This is a genomic window from Modestobacter sp. KNN46-3, from assembly GCF_011039295.1.
Genome location: NZ_JAAKGN010000110.1, coordinates 1 through 16,288 on the forward strand (window position 1 = coordinate 1; position 16,288 = coordinate 16,288).

Annotated in this window: 17 protein-coding genes; 10 read left to right on the plus strand and 7 right to left on the minus strand. The window is 75.0% G+C overall.

Features of this window, described 5'->3' with window-relative positions:
* Positions 1-237: 237 nt before the first annotated feature.
* A complete protein-coding gene (locus G5C62_RS19020; protein WP_164702261.1) occupies positions 238-1,389 on the minus strand; it encodes a uroporphyrinogen-III synthase in 1,152 nt (383 codons plus the stop codon).
* Positions 1,390-1,528: 139 nt separating this feature from the next.
* Between G5C62_RS19020 and G5C62_RS19025 the strand changes: the two genes are divergently transcribed.
* The 5 genes from G5C62_RS19025 to G5C62_RS19045 all read left to right on the plus strand — a co-directional run bounded on the left by G5C62_RS19025 (position 1,529) and on the right by G5C62_RS19045 (position 4,561).
* On the plus strand, positions 1,529-2,023 hold the full coding sequence (locus tag G5C62_RS19025; RefSeq protein WP_164702262.1) for a PH domain-containing protein: 495 nt from the start codon (positions 1,529-1,531) through the stop codon (positions 2,021-2,023).
* Between the two features lie 242 nt (positions 2,024-2,265).
* On the plus strand, positions 2,266-2,934 hold the full coding sequence (gene infC / locus G5C62_RS19030) for a translation initiation factor IF-3 (RefSeq protein ID WP_231558369.1): 669 nt from the start codon (positions 2,266-2,268) through the stop codon (positions 2,932-2,934).
* Positions 2,935-3,026: 92 nt separating this feature from the next.
* Entirely contained in the window at positions 3,027-3,221 is a 195-nt protein-coding gene (gene rpmI, locus G5C62_RS19035) for a 50S ribosomal protein L35 (protein ID WP_164702263.1), read from the plus strand.
* A 37-nt stretch (positions 3,222-3,258) separates the two neighbouring features.
* Positions 3,259-3,660 (plus strand): 50S ribosomal protein L20, encoded by a 402-nt coding sequence (rplT, locus tag G5C62_RS19040; protein ID WP_164702264.1) that lies wholly within the window; start codon positions 3,259-3,261, stop codon positions 3,658-3,660.
* 106 nt (positions 3,661-3,766) lie between these two features.
* Positions 3,767-4,561 carry an RNA methyltransferase gene (locus G5C62_RS19045; protein ID WP_164702274.1) on the plus strand — a complete coding sequence of 265 codons (795 nt, stop codon included), beginning with the start codon at positions 3,767-3,769 and terminating at the stop codon, positions 4,559-4,561.
* A gap of 81 nt (positions 4,562-4,642) precedes the next feature.
* On the opposite strand, the gene G5C62_RS19050 is transcribed toward G5C62_RS19045, so the two are convergent.
* A complete protein-coding gene (locus G5C62_RS19050) occupies positions 4,643-6,892 on the minus strand; it encodes a diguanylate cyclase domain-containing protein (RefSeq protein ID WP_164702265.1) in 2,250 nt (749 codons plus the stop codon).
* A gap of 145 nt (positions 6,893-7,037) precedes the next feature.
* On the opposite strand from G5C62_RS19050, the gene pheS reads away from it, so the two are divergent.
* From pheS to G5C62_RS19065, 3 genes are read left to right on the plus strand one after another with little or no spacing between them, the layout of a single operon-like run.
* Positions 7,038-8,105 carry a phenylalanine--tRNA ligase subunit alpha gene (gene pheS / locus G5C62_RS19055; protein ID WP_164702266.1) on the plus strand — a complete coding sequence of 356 codons (1,068 nt, stop codon included), beginning with the start codon at positions 7,038-7,040 and terminating at the stop codon, positions 8,103-8,105.
* Positions 8,102-10,576, plus strand: coding sequence for a phenylalanine--tRNA ligase subunit beta (gene pheT / locus G5C62_RS19060; RefSeq protein ID WP_164702267.1), 2,475 nt, complete (start codon positions 8,102-8,104; stop codon positions 10,574-10,576). The genes pheS and pheT overlap by 4 nt, the downstream gene beginning before the upstream one ends.
* On the plus strand, positions 10,569-11,381 hold the full coding sequence (locus G5C62_RS19065; protein ID WP_241175996.1) for an SDR family NAD(P)-dependent oxidoreductase: 813 nt from the start codon (positions 10,569-10,571) through the stop codon (positions 11,379-11,381). The genes pheT and G5C62_RS19065 overlap by 8 nt, the downstream gene beginning before the upstream one ends.
* A gap of 74 nt (positions 11,382-11,455) precedes the next feature.
* Here G5C62_RS19065 and G5C62_RS19070 read toward each other — a convergent pair whose 3' ends face one another.
* The 4 genes from G5C62_RS19070 to G5C62_RS19085 all read right to left on the minus strand — a co-directional run bounded on the left by G5C62_RS19070 (position 11,456) and on the right by G5C62_RS19085 (position 13,804).
* The gene (locus tag G5C62_RS19070) at positions 11,456-11,776 is read right to left on the minus strand and encodes an STAS domain-containing protein (RefSeq protein ID WP_164702268.1); all 321 of its coding nucleotides are present in this window, start codon (positions 11,774-11,776) and stop codon (positions 11,456-11,458) included.
* 108 nt (positions 11,777-11,884) lie between these two features.
* Entirely contained in the window at positions 11,885-12,283 is a 399-nt protein-coding gene (locus G5C62_RS19075) for a glyoxalase superfamily protein (protein ID WP_164702269.1), read from the minus strand.
* A gap of 57 nt (positions 12,284-12,340) precedes the next feature.
* On the minus strand, positions 12,341-12,799 hold the full coding sequence (gene arr / locus G5C62_RS19080) for an NAD(+)--rifampin ADP-ribosyltransferase (RefSeq protein ID WP_164702270.1): 459 nt from the start codon (positions 12,797-12,799) through the stop codon (positions 12,341-12,343).
* 123 nt (positions 12,800-12,922) lie between these two features.
* A complete protein-coding gene (locus G5C62_RS19085; RefSeq protein WP_164702271.1) occupies positions 12,923-13,804 on the minus strand; it encodes a diacylglycerol kinase family protein in 882 nt (293 codons plus the stop codon).
* A gap of 128 nt (positions 13,805-13,932) precedes the next feature.
* Between G5C62_RS19085 and argC the strand changes: the two genes are divergently transcribed.
* Both argC and argJ read left to right on the plus strand, forming a co-directional pair.
* Positions 13,933-14,973: an N-acetyl-gamma-glutamyl-phosphate reductase gene (argC, locus tag G5C62_RS19090; RefSeq protein ID WP_241175997.1), complete on the plus strand. Its 1,041-nt coding sequence runs from the start codon at positions 13,933-13,935 to the stop codon at positions 14,971-14,973.
* Complete coding sequence (gene argJ / locus G5C62_RS19095) at positions 14,970-16,121, plus strand: bifunctional glutamate N-acetyltransferase/amino-acid acetyltransferase ArgJ (protein ID WP_164702273.1); 1,152 nt, start codon at positions 14,970-14,972, stop codon at positions 16,119-16,121. The genes argC and argJ overlap by 4 nt, the downstream gene beginning before the upstream one ends.
* Here argJ and G5C62_RS28735 read toward each other — a convergent pair.
* Positions 16,018-16,288, minus strand: a 271-nt coding sequence (locus G5C62_RS28735; RefSeq protein ID WP_277424807.1) for a bifunctional ornithine acetyltransferase/N-acetylglutamate synthase, incomplete at its 5' end; no start/stop codon positions are given. The two genes, argJ and G5C62_RS28735, sit on opposite strands and share 104 nt — an antisense overlap.

Consider the following 16,288-nt stretch of genomic DNA (forward strand, 5'->3'; position numbering starts at 1 on the left):
GACGGGGGTCATCGAGCTCCTCGGGTGCGGTCGGCCGGGTCGTCCGGCCGGGCAACGCGAACGCTAGGGAGGAGCCGTTTCGGGACGGACGCGGCGACGTGACCCGCACGGAACAACGGCCGCACCGGCCCGGTGGCACCGGTGTGAGGGCCAGGACACGCGTTCGACCCCGCCGGCGAGGCGGGTAAGGACGGCCAGGTGGGTCAGACGGCCGGGTGGGTCAGACGGCCAGGTGGGTCAGACGGCCAGGCGGTAGCCGCGCTTGACCACGGTCTGCACCACCGGCGCGCCCAGGGCGGCGCGCAGCCGGGTCACGGCCATCTCCACGGCGTGCGCGTCGCCGCCACCGGAGAGCTCGCTCAGCAGGTCGGCGCGGGAGACGACGACGCCGGGACGCCGGGCCAGGGCACGCAGCACCGCCATCGGTCCCGGCGCCAGCTCCACGAGCCGGCCGTCCAGGACGACGGCGTGCCCACGGACCTGCAGGCTGTGCGGACCGGAGTGCAGCACCGGGTGCCGGGCCGGCAGCTCGGCGACGACCGAGCGGGCCAGCGCACCGAGCCGGGCCCGTTCGGGCTGGACGGACCGGACGCCGGCGGCCTCGAGCGGAGCAGCGGTGACCGGGCCGACGGCGACCGGGAGCACGGCGTCGGTGAGGGCACTGAGGACGCCGGAGTACACGCCCTCCTCCTCGGCCACCTGCAGCAGGCTGGCGGCGGCCGGTGCGCTGGTGAAGGTGACCGCGTCGACGGCGCGCGCGGCGATCACCGCGACCAGGCGGCGCAGCGGCGCGGTGTCCTCGGGCAGCACCCAGCGGTAGACCGGCACCCTGATCACCTCGGCGCCGGCCCGCACAAGCCCGGCGACGAGCTCGGGCAGCGGGTCGCCGTGCAGCTGGACGGCGATCCGGCGGCCGGGCAGCGGGCCCTCGGCCCCGGACAGCAGGTGCGACAGCACCTCGGCCGAGCTCTCCGACTCCGGTGACCAGGCGTCGACCAGGCCGGCCCCGCGGATCGCGCCGCGGGCCTTCGGTCCACGGGCCAGCACCCGGGCGGTGGCCAGGTGCTCGCGGAGCGGCAGGTCCCACGCCTCGGCGGCCTCCAGCCAGCCGCGGAAGCCGACCCCGGTGGTGGCCACGACCAGGTCGACCGGTGCGGCCAGCACCTCCCGGGTGGCGGTGACCAGGTCGGCGTCGTCGGACAGCGGCACGATCCGGATCGCCGGGGCGTACAGCACCCGGGCGCCCCGGCGGTCCAGCAGGGCACCCAGCTCCTCGCTGCGGCGGGCCGCGGTGACCGCGACCGTGTAGCCGGCCAGCGGCAGCAGGTCCGGCACCGGGGGCTCTCCGGCAGGGCTGGCCACGGGGTGGTCGAGCTGGCTGTCGGTCACCTGTCCATGGTGCGTCCTCGGTGTTCCATCCGTGTGACGTGCTGCCCCACACCTCGGACGTCCGGAGTGTCGGAGGCGCCGGCCGCCGCCCCCACCTGCACGTCTGCGCCGCGCCCGCTGGAGCGGGCAGGATGGTGACGTGCCCGCCGATCCCACGCCCTCCCCGGTCTCCGCCGTCCCGCGCCGGCTGCGGGTGATCACCGCGCTGATGGCGGCCGGCCTGGTGCTCGTCATGAGCGTGGTCGCCGTCCTGCTGAAGGAGTCGACCACCGGCGTGGTGTCCTTCCGGACCGCCGACCAGGTCGCCATGGTGGGGCTGGGCATCGCGATGGGGGCCGGGGTGATGCTGCTGGGCCGGTCCCGGGTCGACGCCGACGCCGACGGGGTGCGGATCCGCAACGTCGTCATCAACCACGAGGTGCCCTGGTCGGCAGTGCACGCGGTCCGCTTCGACCAGCACTCGCCGTGGGCGAGCCTGCTGCTGGGCAACGACGACGAGGTGGCCATCGGAGCCGTCCAGGCAGCTGACGGGGAGCGGGCGCTGACCGCCGTCCGGGGGCTCCGGGCGCTGCTCGCCGACCACCAGGCGCGGAACCCGGTGCCGCAGGAGGAGCTGCTGTACCCCCGGGAATGACGGCGGGGGCCCGGGCGCTGTATTGTGGGCGAGCCTCCCCCCGCTACATCGAGGCGCAAGAACCACAGCGGCCGCGGTCTGCAGAGACCGATGCCGCTGACCAAAGAGGAGCCCGCTCCCACCTGGCGCCGTACAGGCGCCCAGGTCCCCGGTTCGCGCAGGTCGGCCCCGGCCGGCTCGCGCGGCCGCACGAGCACCCCCGCCCCGGGGTGCCCGCTGCGGCGACCCGGCGAGTGGGCCCCGTGAGCACCAGCTCACGGGGCCTTTCTGCGTCGGAGCCCGGGACGGGTGCGACTCCTCCCCGCAGCAGCAGAGGAGAGGCCATCACCGAGCCCCGCATCAACGACCGTATCCGCGTCCCCGAGGTCCGCCTGGTCGGACCGGAGGGCGAGCAGGTCGGCATCGTGCCGATCGGCGAGGCGCTGCGCCTGGCCCAGGACTCCGAGCTCGACCTGGTCGAGGTCGCGCCCATGGCCCGGCCCCCCGTCGTCAAGCTCATGGACTACGGGAAGTTCAAGTACGAAGCCGCGCAGAAGGCCCGTGAGGCCCGGCGGAACCAGGCGCTCACCGTCATCAAGGAGATGCGGCTGCGCCTCAAGATCGACCCGCACGACTACGAGACCAAGAAGGGCCACGTCGAGCGCTTCCTCAAGGGCGGCGACAAGGTCAAGATCACCGTGATGTTCCGCGGTCGCGAGCAGTCCCGCCCCGAGATGGGCTACAAGCTGCTGCAGCGGCTGGCCGGCGACGTCGCCGACCTCGGGGTGGTGGAGTCCAACCCGAAGCAGGACGGCCGGAACATGGTCATGGTGATCGCGCCGCACCGGAACCAGGCGGCGACCGACGACGCGCGGCGCTCCGCCAAGGCCGAGAAGCAGGCGGCATCCGGCGAGCAGGCCCCCCCGGCCTGAGCCGGGAGCGGGCCCCGCACCACCGAGACGGCCCGCGCCGGGAGCAGCCCCCTGCTCCCGGCGCGGACAGACACGCAGACGAGGACGAGGACATGCCGAAGAACAAGACCCACAAGGGCGCGGCCAAGCGCATCCGCGTCACGGGCACCGGGAAGCTGGTGCGTGAGCACACGAACAACCAGCACAAGTTCGAGCACAAGTCCTCGAGCCGGAAGCGCCGAATCAGCGGCATCGAGGCGCTCTCCCCGGCGGACAACAGCCGGATGAAGAAGCTCCTCGGTCTCTGACCGTCCCCTTCCGTAACCAGCAGACAGGAGCTCTCACGTGGCACGCGTGAAGCGGGCGGTCAACGCCCAGAAGAAGCGCCGTACGACCCTCGAGGCAGCCAGCGGTTACCGTGGCCAGCGCTCGCGGCTGTACCGCAAGGCCAAGGAGCAGATCCTCCACTCGGCCACCTACAACTACCGCGACCGCAAGGTCCGCAAGGGTGACTTCCGCAAGCTGTGGATCACCCGGATCAACGCCGCGGCCCGGCAGAACGACATGACCTACAACCGGTTCATGCAGGGCCTCAAGCTGGCCGGCATCGAGCTGGACCGTCGTGTCCTGGCCGAGCTCGCCGTAAACGAGCCCGCCACCTTCGCCACCCTGGTGGAGTCCGCCCGGGCCGCACTCGCCGCGAACCCCGAGGCGGCCGGCGTCCAGGCCCCCACCCAGGCCGCCTGAGCACCCCGTACCACCTGACGACGCCGTCGCCGGTGGGTCCCCGAGACCCACGGGTGGCGGCGTCGTCGTCTGTGCCCACCCGCCGAGAGGAACCCCCGTGCCCGACATGCTGACCGAGCGCTCGGCGCGGATCGCCACCGCTCGCAAGCTCACCCGGCGCAGCGGTCGGGACGACGCCGGCGCCTTCCTCGCCGAGGGGCGGCAGGCGGTCAGCGAGGCACTGGCCGAGGCCCAGGACGACCCGGGCGTCGTCCTCGAGCTGTTCGTCACCGAGGCCGCGGCGGCCGCCCACCGGGACCTGCTGGCCGCCGCCCGGGTGCCCGTGCACGTGGCCACCGACCGAGCGGTCGCCTCGCTGTCGGAGACGGTGACGCCGCAGGGGCTGGTCGCCGTCTGCGCGCTGCGCGACGTGCCGGCCGAGACGCTGGTGACCGACCCACCGCGGCTGGCGGTCGCCCTGGCCGAGCTCGCCGACCCCGGCAACGCCGGCACCGTGCTGCGCACCGCCGACGCCTGCGGCGCCCGCACCGTGGTGTTCGGCGCCGGTTCCGCCGACCCCTACAACGGCAAGGTGGTGCGCAGCAGCGCCGGCAGCCTGTTCCACGTCGACGTCGTGCGCAGCGCACCGCTGGCCGACCTCGTACCGCAGGTGCAGGCCGCCGGGACGACCGTGCTGGCCGCCGACGGTGGGGGAGAGGTGGCCCTGGACGCGGCGGCCCACGACGGGCTGCTCGCCGCGCCGGTGCTGTGGCTGTTCGGCAACGAGGCCCGCGGGCTGGACCCGGCGCTGGCCGCGCTCGCCGACGCGCGGGTGCGCATCCCGATGCGCGGCCGGGCGGAGAGCCTCAACCTGTCGGTGGCCGCCTCGATCTGCCTCTACGCCACCCAGCTCGCCCAGTAAAAGGACCCCGCTGCCCCCCACCACTCGCAAGCTCGTGGCGGCACCCTGCAACGGGGCCGACGGGCGGGGAGCAGGGGCTGTCTATCCGGCCGTGGCCGGGTGCTTGCTGGCGTACATCCGGGCATCGGCCCGGTGCAGCAGCGGGCCGAAGTCGGCGCCCTCGTCCGGGTGCACGCTGATCCCGACGCTGGCCTGCACCTGCACGGTCTGCGTGCACAGCACCACCGGCTCGGTCACCGCCGCCCGCAGCTGCGCGGCCACCTCACCGGCCTCGCGGGCCGCCGTCGCCGGGTCCAGCCCGAGCAGCCCGACGAGGAACTCGTCGCCACCGAGCCGGGCCAGCAGGTCACCGCGGCGCAGCCGGCCGCGCAGCCGGTCGGCGACCACCTGCAGCAACTCGTCCCCGGCCGCGTGGCCCAGGGCGTCGTTGACCGCCTTGAAGCCGTCGAGGTCGAGGAAGAGCAACGCCACCGCCGACCCGTCGAGCCGCGCCTGCCACAGCGCCGACTCCATCCGCTCCTCGAAGCGGCGCCGGTTGGGCAGCGCGGTGAGCGGGTCGGTGTAGGCGAGCTCCTCGATCTGGGCGAGGTGCTGGCGGGTGCGGTCGCGCTCACGGAGCAGCTCCCGGTCCGCGGTCACCCGGCCGGTGACGTCGGTCTGCACGCCGATGTACTGGACGACGTCGCCGGCGGCGTCGAGCACCGGGGCCAGGTGGATCTCGTTCCACCACGGCTCCCGGTCCGGCCCGCGGTGGTTGAGCAGCGTGGCCCGGAACTCCGCGCCCTCCCGGATGGCCTGGCGCATGCGGTCCACCGTGCCCGGGTCGGTGTCCGAGCCCTGGAGGAAGCGGCAGTTGCGGCCCAGCACTTCCCCGGCGGTGAGGCCGGCGAGCTGCTCGAAGGCGGCGTTGACGTAGACCAGCGGCTGGTCCGGCGCCGTCATGTCCGCGATCGTGACGCCGCTGGTCGTCGCCGCCAGGGCGCGGTGCAGGAGCACCTCGTCCGGCGTGCGGCCGACGGAGGCCGCGGCGGCCGGGGCAGCCGTCGGGACGGCGACGTCCGGCACCGTCTCCAGCGGGAGCGGCTCGGCGGCGACCCGCGCGACCAGGGAGACCCCGGCGCGTTCGACCGTCCGCCGGTCGTAGGTGAGGGCGTACTCGTAGCGGCGCTGCATGTCCGGGCCGCCGTCGCCGAGGTCCCGGGCCAGCAGCGCGGCACTGAAGTGCGGGCTCAGCACGACGACGTCCCACTCCCCGCGCACCGGGTCGGCCGACGCGAGGTGGGCGCCGCGCACCCCGGGCAGCGGCTCGACCGGCAGGTCGGCACCGAGCGCGCACACGAAGCCCGTGCGGGCGACCAGGTCCCGGTAGCGGAGCCCGGTCGCGGGGGTGAAGTGCCGGGCCTCCTGGAAGGTGGCGGCGACCACGCAGGTCTCACCGAGCCGCATGGCCTGGCGCTCCAGGTGCTTGCTCAGCTCGATGAGCAGCGCCTTCGGTGCGGTGCGCAGCTGTGTCCCGTCCGGCAGGCAGCTGAACGGGGAGGTCTCCGCGTTGCCGGCCGCGCCGCTCGTGCCGGGCAGTTCCAGCCGGCCGACCTCCCGGTCCGGCACCGCGGTGGCGCCCGGCCGGCCGAAGTGCCAGCCCTGCCCGAGGCTGGCGCCCAGGGCGCGCGCCATGGCCAGGTGGGCCTCGTCCTCGATCCCCTCGGCCAGGATGAGCGCCCCGGTGCGCTCGGCGTAGCCGTTGACCGCGTTCATGATCTCGGCGACCGCCGGGCCGGGCCGCTGCTGGACCAGGCGCAGGTCGAGCTTGACGACGTCGGGACGCAGCAGCGGCATGAAGGCCAGGGACATCGACTCCGCTCCGACGTCGTCCAGCGCGATGCCCCAGCCCACCTCACGGACCCGTTCCACGGCGCGCAGCAGGTCCGCCGGGCGGGTCGCCAGCGCCCGCTCGGTGATCTCCACGACGACCCGCAACCCCGCCGGGGCGGTGGTGGCGATGGCCAGCAGCTCTTCCAGCGGCGCGGACTCCAGCACCTGCGGCTCGACGTTGACGAACACGGTGAGCGGCGGGCCGAGCTCCGCGGCGACCGCACCGCGCAGCGCGGCGGACCGGCACAGTGCGTCCAGCTCGGCGAGCCGGCCGGCCGACCGGGCGGCGGCGAAGAGGGCGTCGGGGGTGTGCAGCGGTCCCTGCGGGCCGCGGGCGAGCGCCTCGTAGGCGACGACGCGGCCGGAGTCCAGCTCCACGATGGGCTGGTAGAGGCTGTGCACGCTGCCGGACGCGAGCACCGCGTCGATGGTCGCAGCAGGGGCGTGGGTCGAGGTCACGAGCGGGGGATCGGCGTCGGCGGGCCCGAACCCACGGGCTGCGGGCCGTGGTACCACCCCTGGGGGTGAGCCCGGGGCCGTCGCCGTGGCGGTGGCGCCCGACCCGGGCGCGCCGAGCCGGTGCGTCCGGGCAGAATGGCCTCCCGTGTCTGGCGCCAACGACCCCTATGACCCCAAGCAGGTCGCCGCGCTGTCCGCGGAGGCCCTCGACGCGGCTGTGCAGGCAGCGATCGATGCCTTCGCCGCCGCCGGTGACCTGGAGGCCCTGGCCGCCGTCCGCCCCGCCCACCTGGGCGATCGCGCGCCGGTGCTGCTGGCCCGCCGCGAGCTCGGCGCCCTGCCCCCGCACGCCCGCTCGGACGCCGGCAAGCGGGTCAACGCCGCCCGCGTCGCGGTCACCGAGGCGCACGCCGCCCGGCTGGCGGTGCTGGAGGCCGAGCGGGACGCGCGGGTCCTCGCCGAGGAGCGTGTCGACGTCACGCTGCCCTGGGACCGTGCCCTGCCCGGCGCCCGGCACCCGCTCACCACGCTGACCGACCGCATCTCCGACGTCTTCGTCGGGATGGGCTACGAGATCGCGGAGGGCCCGGAGCTCGAGGCCGAGTGGCTGAACTTCGACGCGCTGAACACCGGCCCGGACCACCCGGCGCGGTCGCTGGCCGACACCTTCTTCGTCGCGCCCGAGGACTCCGGGCTGGTGCTGCGCACGCACACCAGCCCGGTGCAGGCGCGCACGATGCTCGAGCGCCGGCCGCCGATCTACGTGGTCGCGCCCGGCCGGGTCTACCGCACCGACGAGCTGGACGCCACGCACACCCCGGTCTTCCACCAGGTCGAGGGCCTCGCCGTCGACCGCGGCCTGACCATGGCGCACCTGCGCGGCACGCTGGACCACCTGGCCCGCCAGCTGTTCGGCGCCGACGCGCTGACCCGGTGGCGGCCGCACTTCTTCCCCTTCACCGAGCCGTCGGCGGAGTTCGACGTCTGGTTCCCCGAGCACCGGGACGGGCCGCGCTGGGTGGAGTGGGGCGGCTGCGGGATGGTCAACCCGCGGGTGCTGGTCGCCTGCGGCATCGACCCCGAGGAGTACACCGGCTTCGCCTTCGGGATGGGCATCGAGCGGGCGCTGCAGTTCCGCTCCGGGGTCGGCGACATGCGCGACATCGTCGAGGGCGACGTCCGCTTCACGAGTGCGTTCGGAGTTGAGCAGTGAAGGTCCCCGTCAGCTGGCTGAGCGAGCACGTCGACATCCCCGCGGGGACGACGGTCGAGGAGCTGGACGAGGCGTTCGTCCGGCTCGGCTTCGAGGTCGAGGAGGTGCTCCGGCCACCGGTCACCACCGGCCCGCTCGTGGTCGGCCGGGTGCTGGAGATCGAGGAGCTCACCGGCTTCAAGAAGCCGATCCGGTACTGCCAGGTCGACGTCGGGGAGGAGACGCCCCGCGGCATCGTCTGCGGCGCGCGCAACTTCGCGGTCGGCGACCTGGTCGTCACGGCGCTGCCCGGTGCGGTGCTGCCCGGGGACTTCGCCATCGCCGCCCGGACGACCTACGACCACGTCTCCGACGGGATGATCTGCTCGGTCCGCGAGCTGGGCATCGGCGAGGACCACGCCGGCATCCTGGTGCTCGGGCAGGACGGCTTCACCCCCGGGACGCCGGCCGCCGGCGTCCTGGGTCTGGACGAGGTCGTCTTCGACCTCGAGGTGACCCCCGACCGCGGCTACGCGATGAGCCTGCGGGGCATCGCCCGTGACCTGGCCGGGGCGCTCGCCGTCGACTGGCGTGACCCGGCCGCGCTCACGCCCCCGGCGTGGTCCGGTGAGCCCGGCTGGGCCGTCGAGGTGGCCGACCCGGGCCGCTGCGACCGCTTCTCCATGGTGGCGATGGAGGGCCTCGACGCGACCGCGCCCAGCCCGTGGGAGCTGCGCCGGCGGCTGGCCCAGTGCGGCATCCGGAGCATCTCCCTCGCCGTCGACGTCACGAACTTCGTGATGCTCGAGCTCGGCCAGCCGATGCACGCCTTCGACCGCGACACCGTCACCGGGCCGATCACGGTGCGCCGGGCGGCCGACGGCGAGCGGCTGACCACGCTGGACGGCGTCGACCGGGCGCTCACCGGCGACGACCTGCTGATCGCCGACGAGTCCGGGCCGATCGGGCTGGCCGGCGTGATGGGCGGCGCCTCGACCGAGATCGGCTCGACCACCACCGCGGTGCTCCTGGAGGCCGCCCACTGGGAGCCGGCCGGGATCGGGCGCGGGGTGCGCCGGCACAAGCTGCCCAGCGAGGCGGCCAAGCGCTTCGAGCGGGGCACCGACCCCGACGTCACCGTCGTGGCTCTCGCCCGGGCCGCCGCGCTGCTGGCCCAGCACGGCGGCGCCCACGTCGTCGGTGCACCCGTCGACCTCGACGTGCGCGGCCCGCGCCCGGTGATCGCGCTGGACGCCGGCCGGCCCGGCCGGATCGCCGGCGTCGAGTACCCGCCGTCGCAGGTCGTGGAGGTGTTGCAGGCGATCGGTGCGACCGTCGACGGGGACGGCCAGCAGCTGCAGGTCACGCCGCCGTCCTGGCGCGGTGACCTCACCGACCCAGCCGACCTGGTCGAGGAGGTCGTCCGCTACCTGGGCTTCGACGAGATCCCCTCCGTGCTGCCGACGGCGCCGCCGGGTCGCGGGCTCACCGAGCGCCAGCGCCGCCGGCGCAGCATCGGCCGCGCCCTCGCCGACGCCGGCTACGTCGAGGCGCCGTCCTACCCGTTCGTGGGGGAGGCGCAGCTCGATGCCCTCGGCCTGCCCGCGGACGACGCCCGGCGGGCGCTGATCACGCTGCGCAACCCGCTGTCGGAGGAGGCCCCGGCGATGCGGACGACGCTGCTGCCCGGCCTGCTCGCCACCCTCGCCCGCAACCTGGCCCGCGGGCAGCGCGACGTCGCCGTGTTCGAGCACGGTGCGGTCTTCCCGGGCGGCCCGCGCACCCAGGCCCCCGTGCCCGGGGTCGACCGGCGCCCCGACGACGACGTGCTGGCGGCGCTGCTCGGCGCGGTGCCCGAGCAGCCCTGGCACGTGGGCGTGGTGCTGGCCGGGAACCTCGAACCCCGCGGCTGGTGGGGGCCGGGCCGGCCGGGCAGCTGGGCCGACGCCGTGCAGGCGGCGCGCACCGTGGCCGCCGCGGCCGGCGTCGAGCTGACCGTGCGGGCCGGTGAGCTGGCGCCCTGGCACCCGGGCCGCTGCGCCGAGCTGCTCGTCGGCGACGGTGCCGAGGCGACGGTCGTCGGCTACGCCGGCGAGCTCCACCCGCGGGTCTGCGCGGCGCTGGACCTCCCCGCGCGCACCTGTGCCATGGAGCTCGACGTCGACGCCCTGCCCGCGGCGCCGGTGGCCGTCGGGCCGCACGTCTCGACCTTCCCGCCGGTGCTGGTCGACCTGGCCCTGGTCGTGGCCGACGCCGTCCCGGCCGCCGACGTCGAGGCGGCGCTGCGGGAAGGGGCGGGTGAGCTGCTGGAGGTGCTGCGGCTCTTCGACGTCTACACCGGTGCCCCGGTGCCGGCCGGGTCGCGGTCGCTGGCGTACGCGCTGACACTGCGCGCGCCGGACCGGACACTCACCGGTGAGGAGGCGAACGCGGCGCGCGACGCCGCGATCGCGCTGGCCGTGGAGCGGACGGGGGCGACCCTCCGTGCCTGAGCTGGACCTGACGGGCACCGTCGCGCTGGTCACCGGGGCGTCGGCCGGCATCGGCCGGTACCTGGCGCAGGGGCTGGCCGAGCGGGGCGCGACCGTGGCCGGCCTCGCCCGTTCGGCCGACCGGCTGCACGCGGCGATGGCCGAGGTCGCCGACGCCACCGGTGCCCGCACCCTGGCGGTGGCCGCCGACGTCACCGACCCCGACGCCGTGCAGGCCGCGGTCACCCAGGTGGTCGCGGAGCTCGGGCCGGTCACCCTGCTGGTCAACAACGCCGGCCTCATCGACGCCGCTGAGGTGCCGCTGTGGGAGGCCGACCCCGACCAGTGGTGGCAGGTCGTGGAGAGCCAGGTGCGCGGGCCGTTCCTGGTCTCCCGCGCCGTCGTCCCCGGGATGATCGCCGCCGGTGGTGGCCGGGTGATCGGGCTGGCCAGCGGCCTGGGCACCCGGGGGAGCGACGTCTACAGCGCCTACTCGGCCGGGAAGACGGCGCAGATGCGGATCACCGAGGCGATCGACCTGGCCGGCGCCGAGCACGGGGTGCGCGCGTTCGACCTGGCGCCGGGCGTGATCGACACCGAGATGACCCGGGCGATGCCGATGCACGCCGGGCGCACCGAGTGGACCCGCCCGGAGGACGTGGTGGCCCTGGCCCTGGCGATCGCCGCCGGTGAGCTGGACCAGTGGTCGGGGCGGTTCTTCCGGGCCGGTGCCGACGACCTCGACGTGCTCCGCGCCACCACGCCGGCGGACGCCGCCCGCCAGCTGCGGCTGCGGCCCTACGGGGCCGAGGACCCGGTCGGCTGAGCTCGCGGACCGCGGTCTGCTGACCGTGGCGGTCAGCAGACCGCGGTGAACGCCGGCAGTCAGCAGACCGCCAGTCAGCAGACCGCGGCGAAGAGCACGGCGGCGCCGGTGACCTCGAGCATCCGGCGGACCAAGGGGGAGGGCCGGCGGAGCTCGGGCAGCCCCCCGGCCCGGCGGGCCTGCTCGGTCTCCCGCACCAGCAGCCGCAACGCCCGGCCGTCCAGGAAGGTGGCCGCCGAGAGGTCGACGGCGCCCGCGCCGGGGGTACGCGGCCCGCCGGCGTCCCACGCCTCGACCACCAGGCTGTCGACCTCCCCGCACAACCGGAGCACGGTCACGCCGTCCTCCTCGACCAGGTCGATCCCGCCGGACGGCTGCTGCTGGACCTCGTGCATGGCGGTGTTCCTCCCCTGCCCGGCGTCGTTCGCCGGGCACGGGGGACTCTGCACGGCCCTGCTGACAGAACGCCCTCAGCAGTCCGAGGACCGGCTGTGCGGCGACCGTCAGGAGACCGGTTCCTCGACGACCCAGATCGAGTTGCCGTCGGGGTCGCGGACCGCGAACAGCAGCGGCGCGCCGGGCACCCGGGTCGGGACGGGGTCGAGGTCGACGTCCCCGCGGGCGGCGAGCCGGCGGTGCTCGGCGAGCACGTCGGTCGACTCCACCCCGATGGCGCCGCCGCCGGGGGAGCCGCCCATCGGCGGGTTGAGCGCCAGCCGGGCGGAGGAGCCGGGCGGGGCGACCTCCAGCCAGCGGTCCGTGCCGTCCTCGCCGAAGCGCTCGTCGCCGCGCACCTCGAAGCCGAGCACGTCGGTGTAGAAGGCCAGGGCGGCGTCCTGGTCGCTGACGGAGAACATCGTCACGGCGAGCTGGGTCAGCGTGGTGGTCCGTGTCTGTGTCATGCCGATCAGACCGGTGGCGACGGCCCGAATCATCGGTGGACGGCCGCGCACGGACGGTCAGTCCTCGATGACGTCCCGGCTCTCCGCCCGGAGCAGTGCCAGGTGATCCAGCATCCCCTGGAGCGCCTCCGGGTCGTGCCCCTGCCAGCTGTCCAGCTCGCTGACGACGCGCAGCGGGTGGCGGGTGCGGTAGGACCGGGTGGGGTTGCCCGGGAACCGCTTGTCGGTCACGTTCGGGTCGTCCTCGAACGGGCCCAGGGGCTCCACGACGTAGACGCGTCCCGGCTCGCCGTCACCGGCGAGTGCAGCCGCCAGCTCCGCGCCCCAGGCGGCGGTGTCCACGAGCGCGGTGAAGTAGACGTGGTTGGACACCCGGCCCTCCTGGAAGTTCGAGCCGTGGCCGGGGACCAGCTCGACACCGGCCACCAGGGCTGCCCTGGTGCCGTGGAAGAAGGGGCCCTGGACGTGCCCGCAGCTGTCGTAGGTCACGGGGACGGGGAGGCTGCTCTCGTCCATGGCCGGATCTCCTCTCGGTCGGCTGCTGCGCTGCCGCGTCAACCGGACCAGCCTGTCGCGGATCGGCCGGCCCACGGGCGGCGTCACCACCTCGCGACCTGGGACCCCCGCGGGTCCCGCGCGTCAGAACACGGTGGCCAGCGCCCGTGGCGCGATGTCCACGGTGACCAGCGTGTCGGCCTCGAGCTCCACCAGCTCACCGTCCAGCTGCAGCGGCATGGGGACCAGGGTGGTGAAGGCGTAGTGGGTCGCGCTCGGCTGCCGGCCCAGCCCCCGGGTCGCGGCCCGCAGCGCGGTGGCCAGGACCTGGAGCTTGCCGGTCCGCCGCTGGGCGATCACCTCGAACCGGCCGTCGTCGGGGCGGGCGCCCTCGCTCAGCGTGGCCACCTTCGCCATCTGGGCGATGTTGGCGAACAGCAGGCTGTCGATGGTGCGCTCCTCGCCGTCCTCCAGGCGGATCGGGAAGGGCCGGAAGCCGGTGAAGCCGCGGAGCACCGAGAGCGCCTCCCGCCACGACCCCTTGCCGCCCTTCTCGATGTCGACCGCGATCACCGGGGTGAGCCCGGCCCCGATGTAGGAGTGGGCGTACCGCACCTGGGCGTCGCTGCCGCTGCCGAGCGTGAGCCGCAGCAGGTCGATCCGCCGGATGTCGCCGGCCACGATCGCGTCGGCCAGGTGGTGCTCGCGCGTCGTCCGGCGGTGGTCGTTGGCGTTGCCGGCCGCCCGCACCGCACAGACGGCGTCCGGGTTGCCGGCCTGCATCACGCCGTCGACCACCTCGTTGTAACCGCCGTCCCCGCTCACCGAGACGAGCAGTGGCCTCCCCGTCGCGGCGGCCTCGCGGGCCAGCTCGCGGGCGTGGCCGGCGCGCTGGGTCGGGCAGAGCTCCACGGGGACGGCGGGGAGCCGCTCGGCCAGCTCGGCACGCAGCTCCTCGGCCGACTCCGGTGCCTCGCCGGTGCTGTGCGGGTTGAAGATGACGACGATCCGGTCGAACACGCTCACAGGTGCGGGCCTCCTCGGCGATGGACGGGCGCGGCTGCCCGTTCGCTCCCTGCCCGGGAACGAGGTCCGGCACGCACCGGCCCACCTGGGACTGCACGGTCATGCATGGTCAGGTATGGTCATGCATCGTGGACAGCGAACAGACGTGGACGGTCGGGGTCACCGGCGCCACCGGGTACGCCGGGGGTGAGGTGTGCCGGCTGCTGGCCGGGCACCCGCGCCTCCGGCTGACCGGGGTGCATGCCAACTCGAGCGCCGGCCGACGCCTGGGGGAGCTGCAGCCCCACCTGCTGCCCTACGCCGACCTGGAGGTCCAGGGCAGTGACGCGGCGGCCCTGGCCGGCTACGACGTCGTGGTGCTGGCCCTGCCGCACGGGGAGTCCGCGGCGATCGCGGCCCAGCTGCCGGCCGACACGCTGGTCATCGACTGCGGCGCCGACCACCGGCTCAACGACCCGGCCGCCTGGGCCCGCTGGTACGGCGGCGAGCACGCCGGCCACTGGCCCTACGGGCTGCCCGAGCTCCCCGGCCAGCGGGAGCAGCTGGCCGGTGCCCGGCGGATCGCCGTCCCCGGCTGCTACCCGACGTCGGTCACCCTGGCGATGGCCCCGGCGCTGGCCGCCGGGCTGGTGGCGCCGGACGTCGTGGTGGTCGCGGCGAGCGGCACCTCCGGGGCGGGCAAGAGCGCCAAGACCCACCTGCTCGGCAGCGAGGTGATGGGCTCGGCCAGCGCCTACGGCGTGGGCGGGGTCCACCGGCACACCCCGGAGATGGTGCAGAACCTGGCGCAGGCCGCCGGTGAGCCGGTCCGGATCAGCTTCACCCCGACGCTGGTGCCGATGAGCCGGGGCATCCTGGCCACCTGCTCGGCCCCGCTGGCCGACGGCGTGGACGCCGCCCGTGCCCGGGCCGCGTACCAGGAGGCCTACGGCGACGAGCCGTTCGTGCACCTGCTGCCGGAGGGCCAGTGGCCCACCACGGCCGCGGTGCTCGGCGCGAACACGGTGCAGCTGCAGGTCGCGGTCGACCCGGACGCCGGCCGGCTGGTCGTGGTCGCCGCCGTGGACAACCTGACCAAGGGCACCGCCGGTGCCGCCCTCCAGTGCGCCAACCTGGCCCTCGGCCTCCCCGAGACCACCGGTCTCCCCACCGTCGGAGTAGCACCGTGACCGTCACCGCCCCCCAGGGGTTCCGGGCCGCCGGCGTCGCCGCCGGACTGAAGTCCACCGGCGCGCCGGACGTCGCACTGGTCGTCAACGACGGGCCGGACGACGCCGCGGCCGCCGTCTTCACCACCAACCGGTTCCCGGCAGCCCCGGTGCTGTGGAGCCGGCAGGTGCTCGCCGACCACCGGCTGCGCGCGGTCGTGCTCAACTCCGGCGGCGCCAACGCCTGCACCGGCCCGGAGGGCTTCGCTGACACCCACACTACCGCCGAGCACGTCGCGGCCGAACTGGGGATCGGTGCCGTCGACGTCGCGGTGGCCTCCACCGGCCTGATCGGGGTGCGGCTGCCGATGGACACGCTCCTCGCCGGGGTCGGCGCCGCGGTCGCGGTGCTGTCCGCCGACGGCGGCCCGGACGCCGCCCGGGCGATCATGACCACCGACTCGGTGCCGAAGACGACGGTGCAGACCGGGAACGGCTGGACCATCGGCGGGATGGCGAAGGGCGCGGGCATGCTCGCCCCCTCGCTGGCCACGATGCTCGTCGTCCTCACCACCGACGCCGTCGTGCCGGCCGACGTCCTCCAGCCGGCGCTGCGGGCGGCGACCAGCGTCAGCGTCGAGCGCGTGGACTCCGACGGCTGCCTGTCCACCAACGACACGGTGATCGTGCTGGCGAACGGCGCCAGCGGGGTCACGCCCAGTGCGGAGGAGTTCACCGCCGCCCTCACCGCGGCCGCCACCGACCTGGCGATGCAGCTGCTGGCCGATGCCGAGGGCTCGACCAAGGACATCGCGATCACCGTCCGCAACGCGGCCAGCGTCGCCGACGCGGTCACCGCCGGCCGGGCCTGCGCCCGGAACAACCTGCTCAAGACCGCGCTGTTCGGCAACGACCCCAACTGGGGCCGGGTGCTGGCCGCGATCGGCAGCACGGACGCGGCGTTCGAGCCCGACCAGGTGGACGTGACGATCAACGGCGTCACGGTCTGCCGCGCGGGGGCGATCGGCGATCCGCGCGAGGGCGTCGACCTGTCCGGCCGGGCCATCACGATCGACGTCGACCTGCGGGCCGGCAGCGAGCAGGCCACGATCTGGACCAACGACCTGTCCCTCGCCTACGTCCACGAGAACTCGGCCTACTCGACATGACCAGTGACCCGACCAGCAGCGACAGCCCGGCGCAGGACCCCACCCCGATCAGGCCGGTGGAGGGCACCGCGACGTCGACGGCAGCGATCCCCAGTTCGGCCGCGACGTGCTCGGCGGTAGTGTGGGTGTCAGCGAAGCCCTCCGGGCCGGTGCAGGCGTTGGCGCCG